Here is a 26209-nt window from a genome sequence, read left to right as displayed (position 1 = left end):
ACCTGAAAAAAACACCAGCATTATGCTGGTGTTTCGTTTTGCAAAGGAGAAATAAGCTCTTCGGCTGCTTGTGCATCTTTTGGATCTGCAGTCAGATGATTCAAAATCACAATACTGAATAGACCTATCGCAATCACACTAAACACCAGACTCAAGCCAATAATTTCACTGCCGAAACCGACCAATGCCGGTCCGATCAGTGAACCTGTGTATGCAAATACCGATACATAGGATAATGCCACATGTGAAGCCAAGGTTTTTTGACGGCCTGCACGTGAAAACATTAACGGTACAATATTAGCACTGCCCAGACCGAGAATGGCATAGCCCAGCAACACTACTTGCCAGACTGGTGCAAAGACCACAGTCAATAAACCGGTTGCAGCCAAAATTGCACTCAGTAGAATGGTATTTTTTTCACCAAACTGTTGAATAATGAGATGTCCGCTGAAACGACCCAATACCATCAAGGCCGCAAAGAAGCTATAAGCCAAACCAGTTTGAGCCGCTGGCAAATTGAACTGGCTGGCAAGATAAATCCCGCTCCAGTCCATCGCTGCGCCTTCGGACAGGAACGCCACAAAACAGATCAAACCGATGCCTAGAATCGCCCAGGTGGGTGCTGCTTTTGTCGCTGACTGTTCTGATGAGGAGGTTTCCTCTAGCACTGTTTTTGGCTCAATCCCCAAGCTAAAAGGAATAGCCAATATTGCAATCAATAGCAAAATCGCACTGACAATAACTGCGCCAGTTAAAGGCGCTAGACCGAATCCCATTAACGTGGTCATTCCCAGCACACCGGCCAGACCACCGAGGCTACATACGCCATGGAAACCCGACATTAAACTTTTAGCAAGTTTTTTCTCAACCTGTGCGGCCTGAATATTGACTGTCACCCCCAAAGCACCAGCACTGGCCCCAAAGAAAAACAGGCTGATCGCCATCATCAAATGATTCGGGCTATACGCCAAAGCAGGCAAGATAAACAAAAATGCTGTTAACACCACAGCCAGAACAGCACGGCAACCTAATGTATTGGCGAGTCGGCCTGCCAGTGGCATCGCCAGCATGGATCCAATTCCGGCACAGAGTAATAACAGACCAAAGTCTGCATGATTGAGTAACAGGCGCTGCTGTGCATAGGGAATTAAAGGTGCCCAAGCTGCGGTACTAAAACCCAAGCTAAAGAAGCACAATGCAGTCGCTATTTTCTGCCATAGATGGGGTGATGGAGACTGAATTCGAGAAAGCAGAGTTTGATTAAACATTGTATTACCTAAAAAGAAGGCTCAGGCATCCATTACCGATCATCCATAGAAAAACCCCACTGACTTATAGCTGAAATGTATAAGTAGGTGGGGCTTAATTTGCGTGAATTATAAACAGAATAATTTTAAATGGAATAGCTTTTAGGCGCTAATTTCAAGATTTTTTACAAGTGGCTGATTGTATAAAATTTATAATTTTGTAATTTTATTTGCATAGGCTGATCGGTTTTTCAGCGGCTTGTTTAAGCTCCAGATTTTGCAGAAAATGTGCAAAACCGGCTGCAATTTTTGAGCTAAGCCGACTGCTGGTGGTCACTCTGAGCTGATTCGACCAGATAATCTTTGCCCCGACATGTTCTAGGCGATGGATGAAATCGACATCTTCATGACAGTCCAGTTGCTGAAAGCCGTTTACCTGTAGATAAGACGCGGCTTTAAAACATAGATTTGCCCCATGAATATGACGGTGATCCATCTTGTCCTGATAATGACTCAGATAAGTCTGACGGGCTAATGTGCTTAAATGCCCCCATTCATCCAGATCGACCACCCCACAAATCACATCCGCCGGTTGGTGCTGCAACATGACCTGAAACCAGTCACGCTGTACAAAAGAATCGGCATCGGTACAACAAATCCAGTCACAACCCTGCTCGATCATGTGCTGAACGCCCAAATGACGTGCCTTTCCTACATTTTTAAAATGACAACTGATCGTCTGAATTCCCGACTGCTGAACTTTGCTTGCAGTAGAATCGGTGCAACTGTCTAAAACCACCAGAATCTTGATCTCGGGCAGAACTGCTAATTTTCCCACATGCTGAAAGAAGTAAAGTCGTGCAGATTTTAATGCCTTCAGGCAACGTTCGATATAGGCTTCTTCATTACAGGCCGGAATCACCACCGCAATTTTCTTCATTTCAAGCCCTCCTGCTCAGCTACGGATTGCGCAGAATTCAGCCACAGATCGACCAGAAAGTCTGAATCCTGTACGCTGAGATTATGCTTATATTTTAACTGGGCTTTTAATTGTCGATGTACCTCTTCACCATTTAAGCTAAATCCTGCAATCGGCGCGCGCCAATGACAACTCAAGATACATCCACCCGGTTCCAGTGCAGTATGCAACCATGCCAGCACCTGTTGCAGTGCAATCGGGTTCAGATAATATAGAATCTCACTGATCACAATGAGCTGAAATTTCTGTTGCGGCAAGTGATCTGGCACAATCTGCTGTAGTACCTGTACATGCGGATAAGCATGTAAACGCTGCCGAGCCAATTGAATAGCAGTTTCGTTGGCATCCAGACACATTAAAGTTGCTGTTCGCTGCGCCAGTTCCTGACTGAAGATGCCATTACTACAACCAATTTCAATCGCGGAGTCAAACTGCAAATGCGGCAAGACCGCCAGACAAATCTGCCGTTTGCGCTGTTCATACCAGCGTTGTTCATAGTGCCAGGGATCTCCCTGATTCAGTGCATATAAGGCATCAAAATATTCCTGATCATAGGCTGCTTTACTGTTCATACAGATACACCTCCCAGGGTTGTAAAATACGCTGTAATGCCTGCTCTGGCAGAATGGGTGCCTGTTCTATGCTAGGGTCAAGCTCGATCTGACTCTTAAAACACCGCGCAGCTCGAGACTTATAGTGCAATTCTCGATCAGTCAATTTGAGTTGATGAGCGACGATCCAGGGAATTCTGGTATCTCCAGGTGTGGCCCAATGCCAGGCCCAAATCAGGACCTGAATACAGGATAAGTGCCGTTCGGTTGCCAGCTGTTGGGTGACCTGCCCTGTAATTTCATGATCTGGATGTCCATCATGCACAAAGGTGGTAATGAGCACATCATTGGGCTGCAAATAAGATTGCAAATGCTGTTTCAGCAGTTCTCGCTGTTCTGCGACCTGGCCATCCTGAATATCCAGCGCAATCCGCAGAATATTCTGCTTCAATGCTAACTCTTCCAAAGCTGCTCGCGTTTCAGCAGGACGAATCTGGTTCAACTCTTCCGGGTTATACAAAATCGAGTCTGGATGGCTGGCGGTACCATTGGTAACGGCAAAAAGTACAATCTGATATCCCAATGTGTCCAGACGCTGAATCAGACCACCACAACCCAAAATTTCATCATCCGGATGCGGGGCAATAATGCAGACTCGGGCATCTGATGGAATAATGCTGGGAATATCGAATTCCGGCATCTGTTGCAAAATCTGGCAAGAGCGCCATTCTTCAAGCCGTGTACCTTCGCCATGGATGACACGGTCTTCGACAATCTCGTGTCTTATAATGTCCATAACTCTTCCTCCTGCACACTCAATTCACCAATCCGTTCCAGATCAAAGGCGGCATGGCTCTGACGAATAAATACCGGCAGATCGGCTGCAAGTCGGGCAAAATGTGGCTGCTCACAATACGGCGCAGCACCAAGGGCCTTACCCACCTGAGTCAGCACGTTTAAAGCGGTTGCTTCAACCTGAGCACGCAAGGCCTGAATCTGTAATTGATGGGGAAATTTAGGCTGCTGATCAATTAAATCTGCGACTTGATAAAACAAAGCCTGTGTCGCTAAAAGCTCCCGACTGCTTTCACCAAGATACATGGCCTTATAGGCATGCGGTTTTAACAAGACAGCCTGTTTTAAATATTCAGCCAAACGCACGGTTGCACCATACCAGCATGCAGCCACGCCGGCGGCGCCATGCCAGAAGCCCGCCCGATCCAGATAGGCATTCGGCACTGCAACTTTTTTAGCATCGACCTGATTCAGTTCAAGCCGGGCAGTCAAGGTATGCTGCATGCCTACCGCCTGCCAAGTGTCCATATGATGCTGAATGCCTGCTTGTTGCAGATCAAGAATCAGCAACTGTGATCGTTGCTGCTCATCACGATAAGTCAGCAGACCATATTGCACCCAGACCGAGGCAGAACACCAAGGCTTTATTCCTGTAAGTTTTCCAGCGTCTAATATTAAAGGGCTTGGCCCGCCTTCTGCCGCCCAGACTGCCCATAGACCTTTTTGCTCTAGCGGAATATTCAGTTCATGCAAAATGGCCAAGGCATCTAGATGTGATTCAAACAGTTTGCCCAGACTCAGATTGCTTGCGGAAACCTGACTAAGCATCCGCCAGCGTTTTAAGGTGTTTCCAGAAGCGGGATAAGGAATCTGATCGGAAATCGATACCAGTTCCATTAGGGTCTTAGGAATTTTTTCTTCTAGCTCCAGCGGAGAATTTTCAAATCTTTGTAATATTGAACCGAGGCTCATGCAGGCTCTTCCTCATAAAGATACGGCACTGTTGTTATGTTCTAAAGTCAGTTAATGGGAAAGTTTTCGCATTTGTTTTAACCGTGTGGTCAGGCCTAATACCTTACGGCGTGCCATGATTTCTTCTTCATTGAAACAAAGTTGCTGCATCAGTTCAGCTAAAGGCAAATGGTTATGCTCAATGAGATAGATGTCCTGTTCTCGGTTCCATTTGGCTTGCTGTACCTGTGCCAATAACTTTTTGGCATCCGGTCTCACCATATTATTTATCCATTTTGAAACCAGAAGGATAGAAGCCAAGGCTCCTATCCTTTAGTGGTTTAGGCAGGAATGCTTTCTGCAACCAGTTCACGCGCCCAGACACGATGGTTCATGATCAAAGTCTTGAAGCTGTCTTGTACCGCGTCAAACTGTTCATGCGCCAAAGTCCCTTCATCCCTGATCAGGCGCAGATCTTCAATCAGCTTGGCTTTATCGCCCAGGAAGATAATCGGTTTCAGGTGCTTATACGCTTCCAGCAGATAATGAGTCGCCACACCATCTTTCATCACCACATCATAATTATCACCATCAGTAATCACCACGGCATCATAGGCAATCGATGGCTCGGCTTTTTGCATACCGTCAGAAGGAATTACCTCGCCTTGCTGACCCAGTACCGGACCCGGTTTCGGGGTCAGTACATCGACCACAGCACCCTCTGATTCTGCCCAGGCTTGAACGGCTTTGATACTGGCCTCATTGGCTTTATCATGTACCAGTAGCGCGATTTTCCGTGCCTGAATATCTTCGGGTTTAAAGGCCTCGAAAGATAAACGCGGTGAAACCTGTACCTCTGGCAATGTTGCCGCTTTTTTCTCTGCCGGAATTTCAATACCCAATTGATCCGCGACTTGTTGTGCCAAGTCCAAGTCGATGTTACACAGCACTTCCAGTACTTCACGCTCACGAATATATTTGCGTTCTACCTTGCTCAGTTCGAAGACATAGGCATCGACAATATGTTTTTGCTCATGGGGTGCCTGGCTGCGATAGAAAAGACGAGGCTGACTAAAATGATCACTAAAAGATTCACTGCGCTGACGGATCTTGTGACCATCAATACGTTCCTGATAGCTTTCAAAACCACCATCTTGTGCTGCTGGCGGAGCTTCAGCCGGCCAGTGATCATCAATCGAGTTTGGTTCATAACTGGCTTGACCGGTATGTACAATACGCTGATGTAACCCGTCACGCTGATTATTGTGGAACGGACAAACCGGCTTGTTGATCGGAATCTGGTGGAAATTTGGACCACCTAAACGGCTGAGCTGGGTATCGGTATAGGAGAACAGACGTGCTTGTAATAAGGGATCATTGGTAAAATCTAGTCCCGGCACAATATGTCCCGGACAGAATGCTACCTGCTCGGTTTCACCAAAGAAATAATCGACATTACGGTTCAGCACCATTCTGCCAATCGGCGTCACCGGCACAAGTTCTTCCGGAATAATTTTGGTTGGATCCAGCAAATCGAAATCATATTTCATTTCATCTTCTTCTGGAACGACCTGTACACCGAGCTCCCATTCTGGATAATTCCCGGATGCAATCGCTTCGTATAAGTCACGACGATGGAAATCCGGGTCTTTACCCGCCAGTTTTTGTGCTTCATCCCAGACCAGTTGGGCGAGACCCTGTTTTGGCGTCCAGTGAAATTTCACAAAAACCGCTTTATTTTCGGCATTGATCAACCGGAAGCTATGCACCCCAAAGCCTTGAATGGCTCTTAAATTACGCGGAATACCCCGATCTGACATGGCCCACATCACCGCATGCGCTGATTCAGGCACTAAAGAAACAAAATCCCAGAACGTATCATGTGCTGATGCACCGGTTGGAATTTCAGTTTGTGGCTCAGGCTTCACCGCATGTACAAAATCCGGGAACTTGATCCCGTCCTGAATAAAGAATACCGGCGCATCATTCGCCACCAGGTCAAAATTACCTTCTTCAGTATAGAATTTGGTCGCAAAACCACGAATATCGCGTACAGTATCTGCCGAACCACGCGGCCCCTGTACCGTAGAAAAACGTACAAATACCGGCGTTTGTACACTGGTATTGGTCAGAAAGCCTGCTTTGGTCAGTTTTTCATTGCCTGGATAAGCTTCAAAAAAACCATGTGCACCGACACCACGCGCATGCACAATACGCTCCGGAATACGTTCGTGGTCAAAATGGGTGATCTTTTCACGCAGAATAAAATCTTCCATTAAGGTCGCACCACGAACACCTGCTTTAAGACTGTTCTGGTTATCTGAGATTTTAACGCCCTGATTGGTGGTGAGCGTCTGCTCGGTTGCATCGCTACGATATACGTCAAGCTGCTCACTCTTTTTATTGGTATTTTGCTTATCTAAACCATTTTTGCCTGTGGCTGGACTATTCGCCTTAATTTTCATGATGTTTTCCTTGCTGAGATTGAGTTTAGTGCAGATATTTTTGTCTATCTCAAAGTCGCTTGAGCTTTATGTCTCGCATGGGTTGGCCAATAACATGATTCCCGCAAACCCAATTGCTACAGCCCATGCTGTCTCAAGTCAGCACTTCATCTCAGTGTTCTGTCTCGAAGGATTTTGCTTTCTGGGATATTGTTATTGACTGCGCCTGTGTCCTAACATAACTGCATTTAGGAAAGAGGTTTATTATTCTTTGTTGTGCCTTGTTTAATTAAGGCAGCGTTGTGTTATTTTTTTATAACCCCCTCTTTTTTATGATCTTTGCACACAGCCATCTCATTCATTTAAAAGAGATATAAAATTTTAGTCATGCTATGTTGCAATAAAAGTTCTTCAGGCAAGATGTGATAGTGCATACAAATCCGTCATCATGAATCAGTGCAATATTTCCATTCTGAAATAGCTAAGGCTTTTTTCAACGTTCTAAATCTGTTGGGATAATTATCGCTAGGTTGATAAAGAGAAATAAAGTTTATTAAATTGAAAAGTTACAATCCTCTCTTCAGGCTATACATAATGACTAAACTTCCTGCCTGTCTATTGATCTAATATCTATAACTTATAAACACTTAAATCTTTCAGCTTGTTCATATTGATAATGGAAATTAAGTTTCAATTCGGGAGTCATTATCAAGATCAAACCCTCGTTTGACTCAAACTTCGAATACATCTGACTTTATTTTAATACACAGCATGTTGTTAAATTTTAAGGAGTAAGAGCATGGCCTCTTCTAAAAAAGAATCTAAAGCAATGAAAATTGATATCGGAATTTCGCATGATGATCGTGCCAAGATTGTCGATGGTTTATCCCGACTATTGGCAGACAGCTATACCCTGTATTTGATGACCCATAATTTCCACTGGAATGTCACCGGTCCCCAGTTCAATAGCCTGCATAATATGTTTATGACCCAATACACCGAGCAGTGGAATGCGCTGGATGTGATTGCTGAACGTATCCGGGCCTTGGGTTTTGCAGCACCTGGCACCTATAAACAGTTTGTAAAACTGACCTCTATTAAAGAGGTTGAAGGGGTGCCAAAAGCTGAAGAAATGCTGCGCCTACTGGTCGATGCCCATGAGACCGTAGCACGTACCGCCAGAAGTATTTTTGCAGTGATTGAAGACGCCAATGATCAACCAACAGCGGATATTTTGACCCAGCGACTAGATGTACATGAAAAAACTGCCTGGATGCTCAGAAGTAGTCTGGATCAATAAAGCATGATTAATCGCATTTGAGAGCAAGCGGATGAGCGGGATGACACGAGTGTTGCTTAGCCGATTAGAACAATCCCAAAGATATGACCTTTAAAATGAAGCACTAAAAACTTGGAGGATGTATGCAGTCGTGTACATCCTCTTTTCATCACCAGGTTTTAAGAATTGAGGCATTCAGGCATGAAAATAATTCAGCGGCAGTTTTAAATAGGAAATACCATTGGCCTCTGTTTCAGGAAATTGACCGGCACGTATATTGATTTGAATCGCTGGTAAAATCAGTTTTGGCATACCTAATTGGGCATCGCGTTGCTGGCGCATTTCAATAAATTCAGCTTTGGCCATCCCCCTGTGAATATGGATATTATGCTGCTTCTGGGTCTGAATATCGGTTTCACAGACAAAGTGATCACGGCTTTCCGGTAAATAGTCATGGCACAGAAATACCCGGGTATCATCCGGCAATTGATACAGTTTTTGCACCGAATCGAATAGCGTTGCCGCACTGCCTTTGGGAAAATCACAACGTGCAGTGCCATAATCTGGCATAAACAAGGTATCACCGACAAAGACTGCATTCCCGACCACATAACTCAGACAGGCCGGTGTATGCCCCGGTGTCGGAATGTTATAGGCCTGTAGTGAACCAATATTGAATTTTTCATGATCCGCAAACAGATAGTCAAAAGGCTGAGCCAGATTGAACTGTTTCATATCCAGATGATAGATCGCGCCAAAGACTTCCTGCACAATAGAAATATGCTGGCTCATGGCAATCTTGCCGCCCAACTGTGAATGCAGATATTGCGCTGCGGTCAAATGATCTGCATGCACATGGGTTTCCAGAATCCACTCAACCTCAAAGTTCTGCTGTCGTATATAGGCAATAATTCGATCCGCATGTCTGGTCGATGTACTGGCAGAAGCGGCATCATAATCCAGCACGCTATCAATCACCGCACATTTTCCAGTGGCCGGATCACCCACCACATAGCTAAAAGTATGGCTATCTTCATGAAAAAAATCTTGAATTACGGCGCTATGACTCATGATGATGCTCCTGACCATTGACGATGTAGATAAACCCCTGCCAGCATGGCCATAATAAAATAAGTAGCCTGATAGTGGCCTAAACCAATGAGTGTCAGACTGGGTGCCGGACAGATACCGGCAATTCCCCAGCCGATACCAAATAAAAGACTGCCGCTCATCAGTTTAGAATCAATTTTCTGATTAGTCGGTAACTGGATCGGCTCATGAAATACAGTTTTAGCTACCGGATTTCGCGTGGCTTTCTGAAAAGGAATAAAGGCGACCATAATCGCGCCCAGCATCACAAAGGCCAGACTCGGATCCCAGTCGCCAAAAACATCCAGAAAATCCAGAACCTTTTCAGGATTGGCCATACCGGAAATCATCAAGCCAACTGAGAATAAACCACCCCATAAAAATGCCAGCAGATTTTTCATTTTAGCGCACTCCAATCAGGTGACGAATCACATAAACTGTCATAAATCCAGCCCACATAAATACGGCTGTAGCCAAGATTGAACGTCTAGATAAACGGCTGATGCCACAAATCCCATGGCCACTGGTACATCCCGAGCCTAAACGGGTGCCAAAACCGACCAGTAAACCTGCAATGATCATCATCCAGGGACTGGTATTCAGTTCGATTTCAGGTTGTATACATCGTCCATAAGCAAATGGAATGATGATGAGACCCAATAAAAACCACAGAGCTGGCGTCTTGAAAATGCTTTTAGGATTAAGTACCTGTCCAATCAGACCACTAATGCCCGCGATCCGGCCATGAATATACAGATAGCCGACCACTGAAACACCAAGAAGTAAACCACCGAGAAAAGCGCTCAGGAAGTCATGCATCATATTTCACTTTCATCACTATATATTTTGATATTATATTTAATTAAATATTATTCAAGTTCTAGTCTGTTTAACTTATTTGATGGAAGATGATTATAGGCTCAAATCCAATGCATGCTAAGCTCTCTGGTTTCAGCCCTAGTCAGCTGTGACTAATAAAGAAATAATCTGGATCGGATCAATCTAATATTTGAAATATTGTCTAAGTTTCAATTGGATGAACCGTATGGGAATCACTTTCAATCCGGCCATCGACCAGATTAATGGTTCGATCACAGGTGGCGGATAGGCGCGGGTCATGTGTCACCAGCAGAACGGCGCAGTCGCGTTCACGATGCACTTTACGAAACAGCTCAAACATGTCGGCGGCGGTCTGCGTATCCAGATTACCGGTAGGCTCATCGGCCAGAAGTAAGGCTGGCTCTGTAATCAAAGCCCGCGCAATCGCAATCCGCTGTTGCTGCCCACCGGAAAGCTCGTTCGGTTTACGATCAGCAAACTTTTCCAGCCCCACTGCAGCCAGCAAATCCCGTGCCCGTTGTAAGCCTTGCTGTCCGGGTTTGCCTCGCGTCATCATCAAGGGCATTAAAATATTATCCAGTGCAGTAAATGCCTGAATCAGGTGATGGAACTGAAATACAAATCCAATACTATTGCCACGTAACGCAGTCCGGCCACGATCATCCATGGCACTGGTCGGCTGTCCCAGCAAATACAGCTCGCCACTACTCGGCTGATCCAGCAATCCCAGAATATTCAATAGCGTACTTTTTCCGGAGCCAGAAGGCCCAATCAGAGCAGCAAAATCCTGGCGTTCAATACACAGATCAATACCATGCAAGACCTCAATTTCATTGGGCTGACCAATATTATAAGATTTGTGCAGCGCTTCTAAACGTAGGACTTCTTGAGATGGTTCAGACATGACGAATCGCCTCCACCGGATCGAGTGCCGCTGCCCGGCGTGATGGTACTGCAGCGGCCAATACCCCTGTTAATGTCGCCAACAATAAAGCCAGAAGTACCAGCTCGATCGAAATCGGGATATAAAATAATCCGGGGCCAAAATTATTAAATACCCAGACCAGACCATAACTGGCTGCACTGCCAACGACCGAACCCAGCAGACCAAATATGGCCCCCTGAAACAGGAAAATTCTTAAAATTTGTGACTGGGTGGCGCCTGTCGCACGCAAAATACCAATTTCCCGGGTGCGCTGTACCACGCTGACGGACATGACACTGGCAATGCCAAAAGCCACTGAAATGGCAACAAAAACAATAATCATATTGGTAGACAGGCTCTGTGCAGTAATCGCATTCATCAGCTGTGCATTGGTTGAAATCCAGCTTTCGGCCTTTAATGAGGTCAGGCGCCCCACTTGGGCCGCAATTTCATCAGCCTCAAAAATATCGTTAATGGTCAGATCAATGACAGTTACACCACCGGGCAGGCCGAGTAAAGACTGTGCCTGTTTCAAGTCCAGATAAACATAACGCGCATCCAGTTCACGCACGCCCAGTTCAAATATGCCGGCAATATTTACCAAGGCACTGTTTTGCTGACCGGTATCCAGTCGCAATTTGCTACCGACCTGAACCCCCAGATCTTTGGCCAACTGACTGCCGATCAGTACATCGTCTGCGCCAACACGTAACTGACCACTGGTTAAATATTCTTTCAATGGAATGATCTGCTGATAACGCTCCAGATCCATTCCGACCAAGGCCACGGATTCAATCGCATCACCGCGTTGTACAAAGGCCGGCCCGGAGACCACAGGCGACACAGCAGTTAATATCGGCAACTGATCCAGCGTTTCGGTAATCTGCTGCCAATTATTGATGGAACGCAGTCGTTGTGCGCGTTTATCTTCCTGTAACAATTGCACCGTCCCGGCAGGCGGCGGCACAATCCGGTTGACTTCATCGGGTGAGAGCAGACGGATATGTGCCTGTGTACCTAATGTACGTTCGACAATATTGGCCTGTAGCCCCTGAATCAGGGCCGTGATAAACACAATCACCGCCACACCAACGGCGACGCCCACCGTGATCATAATGGACTGCGCGCGACCTTCGCGCAAAAAACTGATCGCGATTTTCCATTCGATCCAAAGCCGCTCGAAAAAATTTTTCAATCGAATTTCACCGGTAATTCATTCTTGCTATCAGTCGCGTCAGTCGAGCTCATCAATGAGCTATCTTGTGGCTTGAGACGGACTCGCGCACCCTCTTCCAGTAACGATTCGGCATTGGCCAGCACCTGATCACCCTCACTCAAACCTGAAGTTACTTCTGACATGGCCAGACCCCGTAAACCTAAAGTCACCGGTTGGCGCTGGATTTTTCTATCACGTACCAACACGACCACTGCCTTATTGCCTTTAATATTGCTAAGCGCATCGTTCGGAATAGCCAGTGCCCGCTCCCGTTTATCTGTCTCGACATTGACCGATACGGTCATGTCCTGACGCAGAAAATCTGGCACCGGGTTGACGGTTAATCTGACCTCTACCGTGCCCCGCTGCGGATCAATACTCGGTGCAATAAAGTTAATGCGGGCCGGAAAAGACTGATCCGGATAAGCATCGCTAATCACGGTGGCATTTTGCCCTAAGGCCAGTTGCGGTAAATTCCGTTCATCGAGTGGCACCCGGATTTCTGTATTGCCCGTTAAGGCAATGGTAAATAAGGTTTGTCCTGGTTGAACCAGATCGCCTGGCTCGACATCCCGTGTCAGTACTGTACCTGCGACCGCAGCCCGAATTCTGGTTTTTGCCAGTTGCGCCTGCGCCACTGCCAGCTGTTCCCGAAGCGATGCTTCTTCAACTTGTCCCGTAGACAATGCCGCTGCTTTTAGACGAACGGTTTCATAATTGTTGCGGGCAACTCTTTCTGCCTCTAAGGCCTGTTCTATTTCTTCAGCCGACAGGATACCCGCTTCGGCATTACGTCTCCGTGCTGCTTCACGACTGGCCTGTTCCAGTTGTGCTTTGGCACTGGCCAGTTCTGCTATCGCCTGTGGTCGTCTGCTGGTGGCCAATTCAGTCAGTGCCAGTTCAGCCTGTCGTACTTGGGCCAGTAATTCATCCGATTTCAGCACCACCAAGAGATCACCAGGTTTCACCTGATCTCCTTCCGTGACCCGCCGCTCAAGTACTACGCCACTAATTTCACTGCCCACCTGAGCACGCGAGACTGTCGCCACGCGTCCGGTGGCCACTACATTTTGTATCAGCGGCATGGTGTTCAAGGTATAGCTTGGTAGAACCGGCCCCTGCCACCAGCGGAACAGAGCAAAACCGACTGCCAGTAACAATAAGATGATGAGCAAAATTTTATAGCGGGCAGCGCGCAACTGAGAATCTCCGGTTGATGCATCGAATATTGAATAAGAAAGATAACGCTTTATTTATTTTCTTCGAGTGTCTAATTTACAACAGGTTCCTGCATAGATTTATAGATATTTTGTTGAGTTTAAATGAAATGTTGGATTCCTGAGCATGTTTAGCCAGCACTTATCGATTTCAGCTAAAGTGATCTATGGCAGCTGCAACATTTGAATGAATGAGCTAAAAGTCCGCTGTATGAAGCGACCGCCATGTCAAAGATCTGGATAGCATCAAAAACAGGCTAAAACATCGTTGATTTAGCCTGTTTAATGAATGATTGATTTAATAATTTTACCCAATAACTGATCACGTTGCGACAGGCTTTCGCCCAAAGGCGCCAACCGGATTTCCTGATTAACTTTCTGCCAGTTTAAATCACGCGGATCTGCCTTCATGGTACCTAGGGATTTTACTTAAAAAAGCCCAGCAAAATAGAAACATTATTCAGCCTATTGAAAGGACACTATAATTTAGTGACGAGTAAAGCTCGGAGTATTTCAGGGTCTTTAACTGGCATCTATGCTTCGTTATGTGCATACCAATTAACCCATCGAAATAAGCCAACCATTCAAATTATAAAGTCATTGGCTTAAACAGGATGAGGGTTAAATTAATCTTTGAAATAAGCAAATACAGTTTCTAGCTATCTGAGAAACTATATTTTTCAATCTTATAACTAACTCTTATTATTCAAAACTTGCCGTTCGCTTGAATTGCAGAATTTCTCGTTCTGCCATATTATATTCACGCTGAACTTGCCCCAACTTATTGCTAGCTTCGTTATATTTTTCACGATAATACTTTCGTGATTCTTCCTTAAGATCAGAGTTATACATATTAGATTTTGCTGTCGCAATTGTATCTTCAATCGATTTTAAATTTTTATTCGCCACATAAAACTTATTCGCCACATTGTAATAAGGTCGTAAGTTATTTTGCATTTCCATTGGGCAACTCTGATATGTTCCTCTACCTTGTAATGCGTAATCAAAAATAGTTTGTGGATTGCAATAATTTTTTAGACCTTTTTTATAACCAGTGGTATAGGCTTCTGTGTCTAAAATAGCGTTGTGTTTCATACATGCTTGAGTACGCTTTTGCATGAATGAACCATTACCGTTATAACCATCATTCTGACCAATTAAACCCCAATTGGCAGATAAACACTCATTTTTAGACATAATTGCACAACCATTCAGCATAACAATACTGCCTAACAGCAACATTTTTAATTTCATGAAGTTCTCAAAATATTGGCTACAGTAAAAATCCCAATATGTATCAATACATATTGGGATTTCTAAGAGATTTTAGACTAATGTGATCGTACGAGTATTGTTTGCGACTTTTTTACCATTCACGAGTAATTCAGTATCAAGTAAGTATTGTCCTTTTGATACACTCGAAGGAAACTTCCAACTGAATGAATTTTCAAAATCGCCAGAACTATAGCCTTGGGCTGTTGAAACCTGAACATCTTTCACCAATTCACGTATCACTTTTCCATTTGCATCTTTTAGAACTAATTTTTCTTGGACACGCTGAAGAGGATCAGCAACACCTTCTACAACAGTCAAATCTGATTTTACTGTAATATTTTGGTTCGCTGCCACAGTTTGATTAGGTAAAATAACAGTAGAATACTGTTGAACCCTTGTTGTTTGAGGCAATTTCCCTTTATTGGCTTTCTTATATGCCGTTTCAACTTCAGCAGCTGATTTTTTCTGAATGGTGTGGGCATTAATCATTAAGCATCCTGCTGCAAAAACCGCACCGCCAATAGCAGCACCTGTTGCAGCATAACTACTATCACCCACAGATGCCCCAATTGCTGCACCAAGTAGTGCGCCTACTGCTGTAGACATTCCCGTATTACATCCCCCATTGGCTGACGTTGCCAATCCCCCTGTACTCGCACAACCTGAAATAACTAAAGCTGAGCTCAACATAGCAACAGATATTGTCTTTTTCATTAAATTTCCCTCTTAAAGTATAAAATGATTATTGAATTACCATATCGTCAAAGGCTGCTGATTCACCTGCTTCAGCCTGACGTAAAATACGTTTTGCTTGACCATTACTCGGAGAAGCAGACAATACTTCTCGAGCCAAAGATTTAGCCAAACCGTAGTTATTTGCATTTAATGCACGCTCTGCACGACTGAGCTGAGAATCAAAACGTGCTTCATTCTGACGACGTGCTGCTTCTGCTGCTAGTTTACGTGCAGCCTCTTCAGCTTTCTGACGTTCTATTTGAGCCTGTTCTGCCTGGCGTTGTGCATCTGCACGCTCACGCTCTGCTTGTGCTAAACGCTGTGCTTGCTCAACTTCTTGATGCATATTTTGCTGTGGAAAATTTTCAACTTCATTTTGTATAGTTTCACTTTCTATAGATGCTTCCAGCTCTTCTTCTTGTTGAAGATTAAATTCTTCAATCATCGATTCGATCTGTGGCAACAGCTCTAGGCCACCTACAAGTTCCGCATCAAGTTCTAATGCAGCAAGCAATGTCTGATGTGCTAACTCCAAGTTTCCAGCTTGCAAATACTCTTTTGCTAAAGTGAGTTTCTCTTTTGCAGAGGTGGCTTGCGCTTCTGCAGATACAACCAACTGCACAAAACTTGCATTAATTTTACATTCTGCCTGGTTGAGTTTGATGATACTCAATGCACGTGTCGGCATTTTTTCACTCAAAAAGCTACTAATTTCTGCATTTACATTTTCACAAGGATCAACCTGTGCCTCTTCGTCTATAGACACTTCTTCTTGTATATTTTCTTTACCACTAAACAAGAAAAAGATCACCATCAAAAGTACGATAAAGGCAATCGCAATATATTTAAAACTCGAGGTTTTTTGCTGTGGTGGATCTAACAGTGTAGGTTGACTGGTTGATGGTAGTTGTGGAGGGGTTACGATTGGAGCCGCAGGCTGTATCGGTTCAAGAGGCTCATCTGGTTCAGCATCTAAGACTGACAGATCACTTTGAAACTTGAGTTGATATTGTTCCAAACTTAAATATTCATTTGGAATATTTGCTAGATGCTTTAAACGTACAAAAATTCCTTCATTTTTTTTAAAGGCGTAACGATCATAAGTTCGCATGTTTTCAAGGGTCGAACCAACAATGATGACACCCACTAGCTCTTTATTGCCCTGCTTTGTGATGTGTTTAACTACAACCGATGAGTTTGATTTTTCTTCGATTTGAGCTTCATTTTGGCTTTGACTTCCAATTGAATCTTGATTTTCGCTCAATGACTCTCTTGGAATGATTGGTATTTCCTTTGACTCTACAGGCGGAGTTTGGAGTTGAACGTCATGCAAAGTACCACAAAAAGGACAATATTTTACCTTGAGCTGTAGCTTCTGCTGACATTCAATACAAACCATCTCTTCGTTCTGCTTAGCCATGTTATTTAACCTATTACTTCTTTTTTGTGTTGAGCGTTGGCAGTATTGCCCTTTTTCAAGGACAATACTGCATGAGCAATTATTGTAAAATTGGCGGGATACTAGGAATTGGTGGCGGCACAGGTATTGCAAGCTCAGGGCATTGGGCAATTGCGATCCAATTAGCTAAACCTTCACGCCATACCATCGTTGCAGAGTTAATCTGTTGCTGCTGCAACATTTCAACTACTTTTGAATGAGGGTATGGTCCAAAGTTTTGCCCATTGATCGCAATATGATATTGATACTGGGGTTGCTGCAAAATTGGGGGTGGCATTGCGCCTGGAGTAGGTGGAGGTGTCATACCAGGCATCGCAAATGTCGCTATTGGTACTACATCTGCCATGCTATTTTTCACAAGAAGTTGTTCATGTATTTGTAGGATACTTGGTGACATATTCATCACCCACTTCAGGCGTCGACCTTTATTTGGTTCGCGAATTTCATCCTGATATGCATCTTCATCTGAATCTTTGAGTACTTCAGCCCATTTTTCCATTTCTTCGCGATATTCAGTTAATTCATATGCACGCTCGATCAATTCTTGAGGAATTTCCTTACGCTCAGCTAATTCGATCAGCTCTTTCTTTAATTCTTTTGCAATAGCACATGCAAAACCGACATGTTCAACTTGCGCACCCGTTTCATTTTGAACAAGACGAGGGGTATAAATCTCTCGTTCATAATGATCAACTAATGCAATTAGCATTGTTAAATTTGCATCACTGAGTGATTTAAATTTCTGCTGCACTTGATCATAAATGTTATCACGGTAAGTCTGAGGTAAACCATTTAAACGGAAACCACGTTCATTGCCTAAGCGACGCACATCGCCACGTGCGACCGCAAATTCATACTGCCCACTTGGAATCAAGCCTGGAACGTCACAACGTTTTAAAACACCCAACATCACTGCTTTTAAGTAGCATTTAAAATCATCAGCCAAGCTGTTTAATTCATCAGGTGTTGGTGCATATGGATGCTTGAATCGTGTTGAGTCAATATGCGTATGTAGTGGTGTTCTTTCACTTTCTTTACGGTAACTAGTACGCCAAGTCTCAATACCCCGTAAAATCGTAAGAGGAATACCTGATAGCTCGACATAGCAGACTGCTCGACCAGGTTCTCCGGTTTCGACAATCGACAATGCTTGAGCATTTAAGCCTAAACCACTTGGAATACATCCCGTCAGTTCATGTTTGTACTTTTTGCTAAATTGATCTGCACCATTCACACCGATAAAACATTTGAAACGGTCTGGTGGTGGGGTGAAATCACCGCCCATTTTGGCATCAACCCAAGGCATGGCACGCTGTAACCACTCAGTAAATACATTCTGACGTTCAACTACACTCATATTTTCAAGTGCTTTATACAATGCATCTTCTTCTTGATCATTTTGTTCAAAAATAACTAGACGACGCTCTGCCATGCGAATAATTTTAAGCAATAATGGTGTTTGCTGATCCGGGTCAACAAGAATTTTAAATAGCTCTTTTGAACCACCAAAATCCTTAAATGCTTCAGCCGCCCATTCACACATTAAACGAGGATCTATTTCACGCTCTTTTACATCGTCAGTTTCAATAATTTGTAAAGTTGCATGCTTGGTACGAATTTGTTGATGAATCACTTCGCGATCGTGATCAAGACGTTTCATCATATCTATGACAGACTCTTGACCACTTTGCAGGTCACCCATCACACCATTCCAAATTGTTTTTCCACTTTCATCCACACCCAAACTGTTACCTAACCAGTTTGAAATATCTTGCATCAGTTCAATGGCTTCTAAAGCTGCTTTTGCACGCAGGTGGAAAGAAAGAATATTTGCGATATCTTTACGCAGGTTATCCAACACTGCACGAGCTTGCTCTTCTTTATTCCCACCACCAAATATAGCTAAAAGCCCTTTACCCTTTGTTTCTTCTAAATCTTTCAGTTGCTTTTCATATTCATAAGTCAATAAGGCATCTTTAATCGCAGTATAACGATTGGCTGAATTTTTGAGCTGTAATGTAATACCTGAGTTAGCATTTTCAATACGGTCTTTAATTTGTTCGACTAGCGAAATCACATATTCGAAACCACCTTGTTCGTGATTATCTAAATATAAATATAAACGGCTTTCAATATCTTTTTTGAGACTTTCAAATAATGCTTTTCGACGTCGCATGACACGGTCTTCAGCTGTATCTGCCATAGCATCTGTATTACGAATGACATCACGCATTAAGCTTTGCATTGTTTTGCGGACTTCATTTGCCCACTGTTCACGATCAATAATACTGATTTCACTAATACGCTGACTAACACGCTGACGTGTTTCTTCTGCGATATCTACTTCGACACCGTTCTGACCTGAGCGTAATAAAATATCTACAATTTCTAAATCCATAAATTCGGTATTTAACTCACGAATTTCTGGATTTTTTAATGTCGCAGCTGAAAACTCAGGAAGGTTATTAAATGGCACCAAATTGAGATTCATATTTTCGGCCATGAATGCATCACGCTTTTTTTCACTCGCCCGGTTAGCAGCAGGATTTGCGCTTGCTACACCAAAGAAGGCTTTAAGCATGTCCGCTGCCAAACTGTACGCATATTCATCATAGCGAGCACGACCAAGTGTGTCCAAAGTCGATTGACCAAATGCTGAATATGCACATGAATAATTCAATTTCATGTCACCAAAACGCCCTGTTGGTACAGGTGGTGCAAACATATGAATTTTATGTTGACGTTGATTTACTGCAACCGAACGTTTACGGTTGGCAAAGTCAGCAGAACGAAAATCCTCGAACAAAGTATCCGCAATCATTGAATACACGTCATTCATATTGTCCGTATGCTGGCGTGCGAGGTTACCGGAATCAATTAAATGAACTTCATCATACGGCTTCGATGCAAGCTGTGGACGATCATAATCATCCCATTTTTCAACATACTTTGAATGCCCAACCATTGCAGATTCAACTTCCATCAACGCTGCATAAGCATTGGCCTCAGTACGTGCTTTATTGGCACTTGAATAACCCGTCGGTAAGAACAACATCAACTCTACATCAGCAGCTTCAACTTCGTTGCTTGCTACCCATTTAGATAACCACCCCATATCCAAAAATGAACCTGATCCTGTACCACCCGCCACAGAACCCAAAACCACGATACGGAATTTACTTGTATCCAGCTGTAGATTTAATTTTCTCAGCATGTCATCGCGTGATAAACCTGCTTTTAATGTATTTAATTTTGAGCGAATTTTGTCACGTGTTTTTGGATATTTATCAAAGAAATATAAACGTGATACAGATCGAATCTGTCCCGCACCTTTTGCAGGATCAATGCCTAATTCACGAATTTTTCTCGGTGTTAACGGTAACCAATTTTGAATATGAGGATAACGACTCAGTGATGCATCATCACGGCTATATTTCTCAATATCAAAAGACTCTACAATTTTTTCATCATCCGTAAACTTGACTAAGTTATATTGCAAATCTTCAGTTTGTGCACGGCCACTATCAATAATTGCACCCTGATCTAAGTCAAAATGCATAAATTGTGCAATTGGAAACTGTGATAAGTTTTCTAAGCGAACATTATCACTGCCCCAACTTGCATTTAGAATACGACGACGTACACGCATCATCACTTCCATACCTGTACCACCGACACCAATATAAAGTGTTGGGCGGAGTTTTACGGTCTGCTCTGCTGCTTTGGCTGCAGTGCCTGTGTTGACATTTTGCGTGTCCGTCATTTTCTTCCCCTATTTTTGCTTATTTTTTAATTACTTAACTTATATTCAGTGCTTAAGCACGGCTTGATGTGAATGCCAGGACAGCACTTAGCAATGCAACAACACCTAATGGCCCCAAAATAAGCAGAGATAAGAATTTCACTGGATTGACTGCTGCCAAGACTGCACCAATGGCAACTGCAGCAAGGAAAATAAATAACCACCAACCTGCCATACTTGCTTTGCTCGGAGAAATACGTTTTTTTACCAAACTATTGCTGAAACCACGTTTTGCAAAAAAGAAAGCGATGAGAAGAACAACGATAATTCCTCCAGCAATCATGAGATCGCGAGAACCAGTTTCTTCTTGAACTGTTGGAATATTCACTGCTTGAACAGTTTGCGCTACTGTAGCTGTTTCAGTTTGAGCTTGTTCATCTGCTGTTGGTAAAACAAAACCGTTATTTGTATTTGACTCTGACATATATCCCCCTGGATGTTTATTAAACTTACTATTTAACGAAGTATTACACTAAATTTTTTATCTATAACTTGAACAGATGCGTCTGAAATACCACGTTTCACAATCGCAATTTCTTCCCCTGAATCACCATAAACACTCATCTTGGAAAATGGTTTTAATTGGATGGTTTGTTTTTTCAAGCCATTAACCCAAACATCGTATTTTTTACGTTTTGAACTCAATGCCAAAGCCAAAATGCCGAATACAAGTGCCAATAAAACCCCTGCAATCATGACTACAACTGGCCATAATGGATATTGCAAACGGAATTGCACAGGAATTGTGGCTGTGGAAGACTGAATACTTTGTGGTGCAACAAAGACATCCGATAAGGGGTCACCAGGAAATAAATTTTGCAAATTCTGTTTAAAATCTTCAGATAAGCTCAGCTTCTGCTCATACAGAGTCACGTCAATATTGGCAGGAATCGTAACTGCCTTACCCATTGCCTTAAACACTTCCCAAGACCATGGAGACACAATTAAATGCGAAGGAATTGGCACTTGAAATTCTAGCTTCGTGTTGTCTTTGGTCATCAAACGAATATCTGATTCAGAAATCTGAATCGGTGCTTGCATACCATTGGCCAATCTCAACTTTGCTTCAACGCGTGTTGCAGCAATGTTGTAAGGATAAAATTTGTTTTTTAGATCTGCTGTTAGCTTCAGTTCAGGAATAACATCTTTAGGTTCTAAATTAAAAACCAAGGTTTTTTGATCAGATGCTAAAGAAGCATGAATCGTAGACGAGTTTTTCACACCTGTTGGAATGAGTTGAACTGGTTCTTTGTCTAAAGGTTTTAACAATGCAGGTTGCTGGGTGAAAACCTTTTCCATTTGACCTGATTGAACCAAATGATTTAATTCAGTTTCAGCCTGATCACCATAAGCCAGGGCATAAACCATTAAGCCAGATGCATTAAAATGTTGTCCTTGCACAGGCATTTTTAATGGATATGCCATAACTTTGTTAATGGCAGGATCTAAATGTACCAGCTCATAGAATTCTTTATTGCGCTCAGCCGTAGCCGCATCATTATTTGGACTATTTTTATTGTTAGTAAAAATCCAAATAATGCCTGACTTTTTCGCAAATGGACCTGTAATCGTGGCAACGACAGCTTCTTTAAAATCGGTATCTGCATAGGCTTTATCAGATTTTTTCGCGATGCTCTGTTGGCTTAATTGCTGACTAATATTTTGTTTACCGGCGCCTTGATAAATCACCGTAGGTGATTTAGACACAGCATTGCTTTGGTTAAACATTGCTACCGCAATAGTGTCACTCGGTTGCGTGACGGTTTGAACCACAGCATTTACAAGTGGTTTTAATTGCGAGTTTTGATCTTGGTAAAAGGGTTCCATCCAACCAGAGTTTTGGACTAAAAATGCATGTTGTCCTGCACAAGTCAAAGATGATATAAGGCTAACTAAAGCCATTAATCCTATTTTCTTCATGCAGCAAGCTCCCAGCCTAAGATTTCAGTTAAGCTAGGGTTATAAAAATACAAAATGTTTTGATGAATAAAGAATCTTGACTGCAACGGCTTTTCAACTTGAACACGATGAAAATCTATGAGCCCATCATGCGTATCTATAAATAGCATAATATCCTGTTTAGACTCATCTGCAAGTTTCTGCTCAATACCTATATTTGTATCTGTATCAAAACTAAAACCTAAAATTAGTTGGTGCTTTTCATCCTCAATAAGTGGAACCGTAAAACGATGTGTTGGTTCAACACCAACTTTTTCTTTCCAAATATCTTTTACGTCAAGTTTGTCACCCAGGTAGAATTTTGAAAAGCCAGTGGTAAAACGAAATAAAGAAGGTTGTACATGTGGTTTTTCTGCATCGAGCTCGATATAACACCAAGGTCCTTTCTCAGCATTCTGACTTGTACAGAATTGGTAGAAATTACCTTTTCTATCATCATAAGGTGCGCCAAAACGAAAATCAGGCTTATATCCTGGTATCCACATCTCGTAAACGACCCTTAGCTCTTGATTATCAAGCCCCTCAAATTTTAAAATCAACTGGCCTGATTTACCAATCCAAATAATACGTCTATTGTCATACACTACTTTTTCAAAATAAATTTCTGATGCTGGATTATTTACTACTACTGATGTCTGCCGAGTAAGTACATCAACAACCTGCAGCTGATTATTGATCAACATTGGTTGTAATATTTTTTTATTCCAATATACAGGCATACCCAAACATGGATTATGTTCAGTCACATACTGCGTCTGATATCTCAACGATAACCCATCAATAATAACTCGTGCCAAACCAGCTTTAGTCGGAATATATAAATGAGGTGTTCCATCTGCACTCATAACACCTAAAAGGTGTAAATATTCTTCTATTGGTTCTGGGCAGCGCTCTAAACGCGGACCTTGATTACTTAAATCTAGCCATTCATTATTATATTGGCTCCAAATTGATAGACTTCCATTTACTTTATTCAATGCTATTAGCTGAGGAATATCTGTACCTGTTTTAATAGACACAAATTCAAAAATTCCTCTTGGCGGCATTTTAATTTTCAGTAGCGCATCATTACTGACATCAGGTTTACGTTCTAATTCTTTGAGTTGGCTACTCAATTGCAAGCCGTGATTATCCACATATTGACGACCATCATCATAATGTAAACTTTGCCCATAAGGTGCAAGCCAATATGAATCTGAATTGATTTTTGCTTTTTCTAGACGCTTACCCGTTTCAGGATCATACAAAAATTCAGAAGGATACATTTTCGCACCCAAACTTGGCAAATTAAGTAATTGCTTAACAAAGTGAGGATTCACATGATCTGCAATTCTTAAATTCGGCGTATTTTTTAAGGTATAACCGACTTTGTCATCTTGAACCCAAGTTCCGGATGCTAAATTCCACACTACTTTATCCTGATTATGAATCAAGACACACCCCATATTTTGAGTTTCTTTTGCAACATTCTAGACAGTTTTTTTTACTTTCAAACTATTTATTTGATTTTTTTTTAATAAAATTAGATAGTTAATATAACCTTAACAATGGACAAATATTATTTAACAAAAACTAACAAATTGTTTCATGTTTTATTTGAATTTTCCCATATAACGATTTAGTCAAAATAATCATCATTACATGAATCATGTTTAAGCCAATGACTCCATAATCTGAATTGCTGAATGATTTCGGTGGCTCAATTTATATGCACATAGTGAGATATAGATCTCACATAAAAAACCATTAATATTAGGTAATGCTGATCAGTTAAGGAGTTTAGAAATAGACTCTTTAATTTTTTAGTCATTCAAGGCGGAATATTAATGTTATAAATCAAATTCTTGTAAATTATTTGTTACTTTGGTTTCGCCCAAAGTAACCAAAGGCATTTGTCATCCGTAAAACTCGTCAGCCACCATCGACTAGTAAATTTGTCGCAGAAACAATCATTTTTAAATCTAGTCCTGCCTCAAACAGTTGCGGATGACTTTTCTATCTATCAGATATAATTATGAATTTGAAAAAGAAAATCCGTGTGGTGTCTGCCTGCCTTCATATCCCATACGGCGCAAAGCCATAATAAAAACGGTGTCTGATTTAGGCTTATTCTTATCCGATCTGCTCGGAAATAAATAATCTGAATTGGTTTGGTAGGTCTGCAATTCTTTTAATATCGTCACTGCTTGAGTAGATAAAGGCACAACATGCTCACGCCGTTTCTTCATACGGTGCTCTGGGATATTCCATAGCCCTTGTTCAAGGTCGAACTCCTCCCATTTAGCTCCCCTTAACTCAGTAGGTCGGCAAAATAACATTGCTAAAAGCTGCAATCCCATCCGAACATCTATAGTTGGATAATTATTGATTGCTCTTAGTAGTGCTGGTAACTCCTGCTCAGTCACATGAGCCATATTTTCTTTTTTGCCTTGTTGTAGGTATTTTCGGATGCCTTCCACCAGGTTGTAATCCATTCTCCCAGTTACTTTGGCAAAATCGTATATATCACGACACATAGCACGAACTCGGTTCACCTGTTCATATATATCCTGCTTCTGCTGAATACCTTTTAAATGATTCATCCATTCAATCGGTTTTATGCTGGTGTACAAGCGTTTGCCAAAAACAGAAAATACATGTTTTTCCAATGCACTTTTATTTCTGGTCATCGTGTCCTGCACCCAAGTATTCGCTTTGGTGTCTAACCATTCACGGGCCAGAACTTCAAAGGTGGCATTGTGCTGTTCTAGTTCTTGCCGTTTACGTTCTTGCTTGGTGATGATTGGATTATCGCCGTGTGAAATATCCTTAATGATTTCTCTGGCCTTTTTACGTGCGCCAGCTCCCGACAATTCAGGATACGTACCGATGCCAAGCCGCGACCATTTGCCATTTGCCTTCTTGTATCTGAATAACCACGCTTTTTTACTATCAGGCTTTACACGGGAATATAAGCCTTCGCCGTCCAGCTCCCGATACTCTTTTGATTCAGGTTCCAGATTAGTTAGGGCGTGTCATCAATTAGCTTGAGGAAAACCGCCTTGTCCCCATTATACTTTTATGACTAAACGCTATGCATTAAAAGATGAGCAGTGGGAACAGATTAAAGATCTGTTACCTGGACGAATGGGTACTGTTGGAGTAACGGCCAAAGATAACCGACTATTTGTTGAAGCGGTATTGTATCGGTATCGTTCAGGTATCCCGTGGCGAGACTTACCCCAACGCTTTGGTGATTTTAGAGTCGTGCATACTCGTTTTAGTCGTTGGGCTAAAACAGGTGTGTGGCAGAGAGTCTTTGAAGTACTGTCACATGACAGTGATAATGAATATGCCATGTTAGACTCCACCATTGTACGTGCTCATCAACACAGCGCTGGGGGGAAAAAATCAGGCGATTGGACGCAGTAAAGGGGGCTTAAGCACCAAAATTCATGCCCGTACTG

The 26209-nt window shown here is 42.7% G+C and carries 22 protein-coding genes and 3 pseudogenes; 3 read left to right on the top strand and 22 right to left on the bottom strand.

Features of this window, described 5'->3' with window-relative positions; all coding sequences use genetic code 11:
• Positions 1–20: 20 nt before the first annotated feature.
• From FTU95_RS00120 to katE, 7 genes are all read right to left on the bottom strand, one after another.
• Positions 21–1268: an MFS transporter gene (locus tag FTU95_RS00120; protein ID WP_100534449.1), complete on the bottom strand. Its 1248-nt coding sequence runs from the start codon at positions 1266–1268 to the stop codon at positions 21–23.
• Positions 1269–1473: 205 nt separating this feature from the next.
• Positions 1474–2187: a glycosyltransferase family 2 protein gene (locus FTU95_RS00115; RefSeq protein ID WP_005172136.1), complete on the bottom strand. Its 714-nt coding sequence runs from the start codon at positions 2185–2187 to the stop codon at positions 1474–1476.
• Entirely contained in the window at positions 2184–2798 is a 615-nt protein-coding gene (locus FTU95_RS00110) for a class I SAM-dependent methyltransferase (protein ID WP_180077124.1), read from the bottom strand. Before FTU95_RS00110 ends, FTU95_RS00115 begins: the two co-directional genes overlap by 4 nt.
• Entirely contained in the window at positions 2788–3573 is a 786-nt protein-coding gene (locus tag FTU95_RS00105; protein WP_180077122.1) for a PIG-L deacetylase family protein, read from the bottom strand. The genes FTU95_RS00110 and FTU95_RS00105 overlap by 11 nt, the downstream gene beginning before the upstream one ends.
• On the bottom strand, positions 3561–4544 hold the full coding sequence (locus FTU95_RS00100) for an acyl-CoA dehydrogenase (RefSeq protein WP_180077120.1): 984 nt from the start codon (positions 4542–4544) through the stop codon (positions 3561–3563). The genes FTU95_RS00105 and FTU95_RS00100 overlap by 13 nt, the downstream gene beginning before the upstream one ends.
• A 51-nt stretch (positions 4545–4595) precedes the next feature.
• The gene (locus tag FTU95_RS00095) at positions 4596–4805 is read right to left on the bottom strand and encodes a hypothetical protein (protein ID WP_005096139.1); all 210 of its coding nucleotides are present in this window, start codon (positions 4803–4805) and stop codon (positions 4596–4598) included.
• 59 nt (positions 4806–4864) lie between these two features.
• Positions 4865–6988 carry a catalase HPII gene (katE, locus tag FTU95_RS00090; protein ID WP_180077118.1) on the bottom strand — a complete coding sequence of 708 codons (2124 nt, stop codon included), beginning with the start codon at positions 6986–6988 and terminating at the stop codon, positions 4865–4867.
• Positions 6989–7766: 778 nt separating this feature from the next.
• Between katE and FTU95_RS00085 the strand changes: the two genes are divergently transcribed.
• Positions 7767–8267, top strand: coding sequence for a Dps family protein (locus tag FTU95_RS00085; RefSeq protein ID WP_005096135.1), 501 nt, complete (start codon positions 7767–7769; stop codon positions 8265–8267).
• A 174-nt stretch (positions 8268–8441) separates the two neighbouring features.
• Here FTU95_RS00085 and FTU95_RS00080 read toward each other — a convergent pair whose 3' ends face one another.
• The 7 genes from FTU95_RS00080 to FTU95_RS14940 form a co-directional block, all read right to left on the bottom strand.
• On the bottom strand, positions 8442–9317 hold the full coding sequence (locus FTU95_RS00080; protein WP_159516390.1) for an MBL fold metallo-hydrolase: 876 nt from the start codon (positions 9315–9317) through the stop codon (positions 8442–8444).
• Entirely contained in the window at positions 9314–9736 is a 423-nt protein-coding gene (locus tag FTU95_RS00075; protein ID WP_005096132.1) for a YeeE/YedE family protein, read from the bottom strand. The genes FTU95_RS00080 and FTU95_RS00075 overlap by 4 nt, the downstream gene beginning before the upstream one ends.
• A 1-nt stretch (position 9737) precedes the next feature.
• Entirely contained in the window at positions 9738–10154 is a 417-nt protein-coding gene (locus tag FTU95_RS00070; RefSeq protein ID WP_100357595.1) for a YeeE/YedE family protein, read from the bottom strand.
• Between the two features lie 202 nt (positions 10155–10356).
• The gene (locus FTU95_RS00065) at positions 10357–11079 is read right to left on the bottom strand and encodes an ABC transporter ATP-binding protein (RefSeq protein ID WP_159138448.1); all 723 of its coding nucleotides are present in this window, start codon (positions 11077–11079) and stop codon (positions 10357–10359) included.
• Positions 11072–12295 (bottom strand): ABC transporter permease, encoded by a 1224-nt coding sequence (locus tag FTU95_RS00060; protein WP_074383142.1) that lies wholly within the window; start codon positions 12293–12295, stop codon positions 11072–11074. The genes FTU95_RS00065 and FTU95_RS00060 overlap by 8 nt, the downstream gene beginning before the upstream one ends.
• Entirely contained in the window at positions 12292–13515 is a 1224-nt protein-coding gene (locus FTU95_RS00055) for an efflux RND transporter periplasmic adaptor subunit (protein ID WP_180077116.1), read from the bottom strand. Before FTU95_RS00055 ends, FTU95_RS00060 begins: the two co-directional genes overlap by 4 nt.
• Before the next feature lie 300 nt (positions 13516–13815).
• Positions 13816–13944, bottom strand: coding sequence for a hypothetical protein (locus FTU95_RS14940; RefSeq protein WP_005096127.1), 129 nt, complete (start codon positions 13942–13944; stop codon positions 13816–13818).
• Between the two features lie 27 nt (positions 13945–13971).
• Here FTU95_RS14940 and FTU95_RS00050 point away from each other — a divergent pair.
• Positions 13972–14142, top strand: a pseudogene (locus FTU95_RS00050) (IS982 family transposase); the annotation flags it as partial.
• A gap of 93 nt (positions 14143–14235) precedes the next feature.
• On the opposite strand, the gene FTU95_RS00045 reads toward FTU95_RS00050, so the two are convergent.
• The 8 genes and pseudogenes from FTU95_RS00045 to FTU95_RS00010 form a co-directional block, all read right to left on the bottom strand.
• Positions 14236–14787, bottom strand: a complete 552-nt coding sequence (locus FTU95_RS00045; protein ID WP_005096126.1) for a DUF2799 domain-containing protein — start codon at positions 14785–14787, stop codon at positions 14236–14238.
• 72 nt (positions 14788–14859) lie between these two features.
• The gene (locus FTU95_RS00040) at positions 14860–15522 is read right to left on the bottom strand and encodes a hypothetical protein (protein ID WP_005096125.1); all 663 of its coding nucleotides are present in this window, start codon (positions 15520–15522) and stop codon (positions 14860–14862) included.
• A 28-nt stretch (positions 15523–15550) separates the two neighbouring features.
• A complete protein-coding gene (locus tag FTU95_RS00035) occupies positions 15551–16963 on the bottom strand; it encodes a lipopolysaccharide assembly protein LapB (protein ID WP_100534454.1) in 1413 nt (470 codons plus the stop codon).
• Between the two features lie 79 nt (positions 16964–17042).
• Positions 17043–20765 carry a tubulin-like doman-containing protein gene (locus tag FTU95_RS00030; RefSeq protein WP_005096121.1) on the bottom strand — a complete coding sequence of 1241 codons (3723 nt, stop codon included), beginning with the start codon at positions 20763–20765 and terminating at the stop codon, positions 17043–17045.
• Between the two features lie 52 nt (positions 20766–20817).
• Positions 20818–21228 carry a hypothetical protein gene (locus tag FTU95_RS00025; protein ID WP_180077114.1) on the bottom strand — a complete coding sequence of 137 codons (411 nt, stop codon included), beginning with the start codon at positions 21226–21228 and terminating at the stop codon, positions 20818–20820.
• 32 nt (positions 21229–21260) lie between these two features.
• Complete coding sequence (locus tag FTU95_RS00020; RefSeq protein ID WP_005096117.1) at positions 21261–22724, bottom strand: hypothetical protein; 1464 nt, start codon at positions 22722–22724, stop codon at positions 21261–21263.
• Complete coding sequence (locus tag FTU95_RS00015) at positions 22721–24172, bottom strand: hypothetical protein (RefSeq protein ID WP_228127733.1); 1452 nt, start codon at positions 24170–24172, stop codon at positions 22721–22723. Before FTU95_RS00015 ends, FTU95_RS00020 begins: the two co-directional genes overlap by 4 nt.
• A 621-nt stretch (positions 24173–24793) precedes the next feature.
• A pseudogene (locus tag FTU95_RS00010) lies at positions 24794–25762 on the bottom strand (tyrosine-type recombinase/integrase); the annotation flags it as partial.
• 61 nt (positions 25763–25823) lie between these two features.
• Here FTU95_RS00010 and FTU95_RS00005 point away from each other — a divergent pair.
• A pseudogene (locus tag FTU95_RS00005) lies at positions 25824–26209 on the top strand (IS5 family transposase); the annotation flags it as partial.

It is taken from the genome of Acinetobacter sp. YH12208, assembly GCF_013418055.1.
Lineage (GTDB): Bacteria > Pseudomonadota > Gammaproteobacteria > Pseudomonadales > Moraxellaceae > Acinetobacter > Acinetobacter pseudolwoffii.
This window is presented reverse-complemented; position numbering and strand designations above follow the sequence as displayed.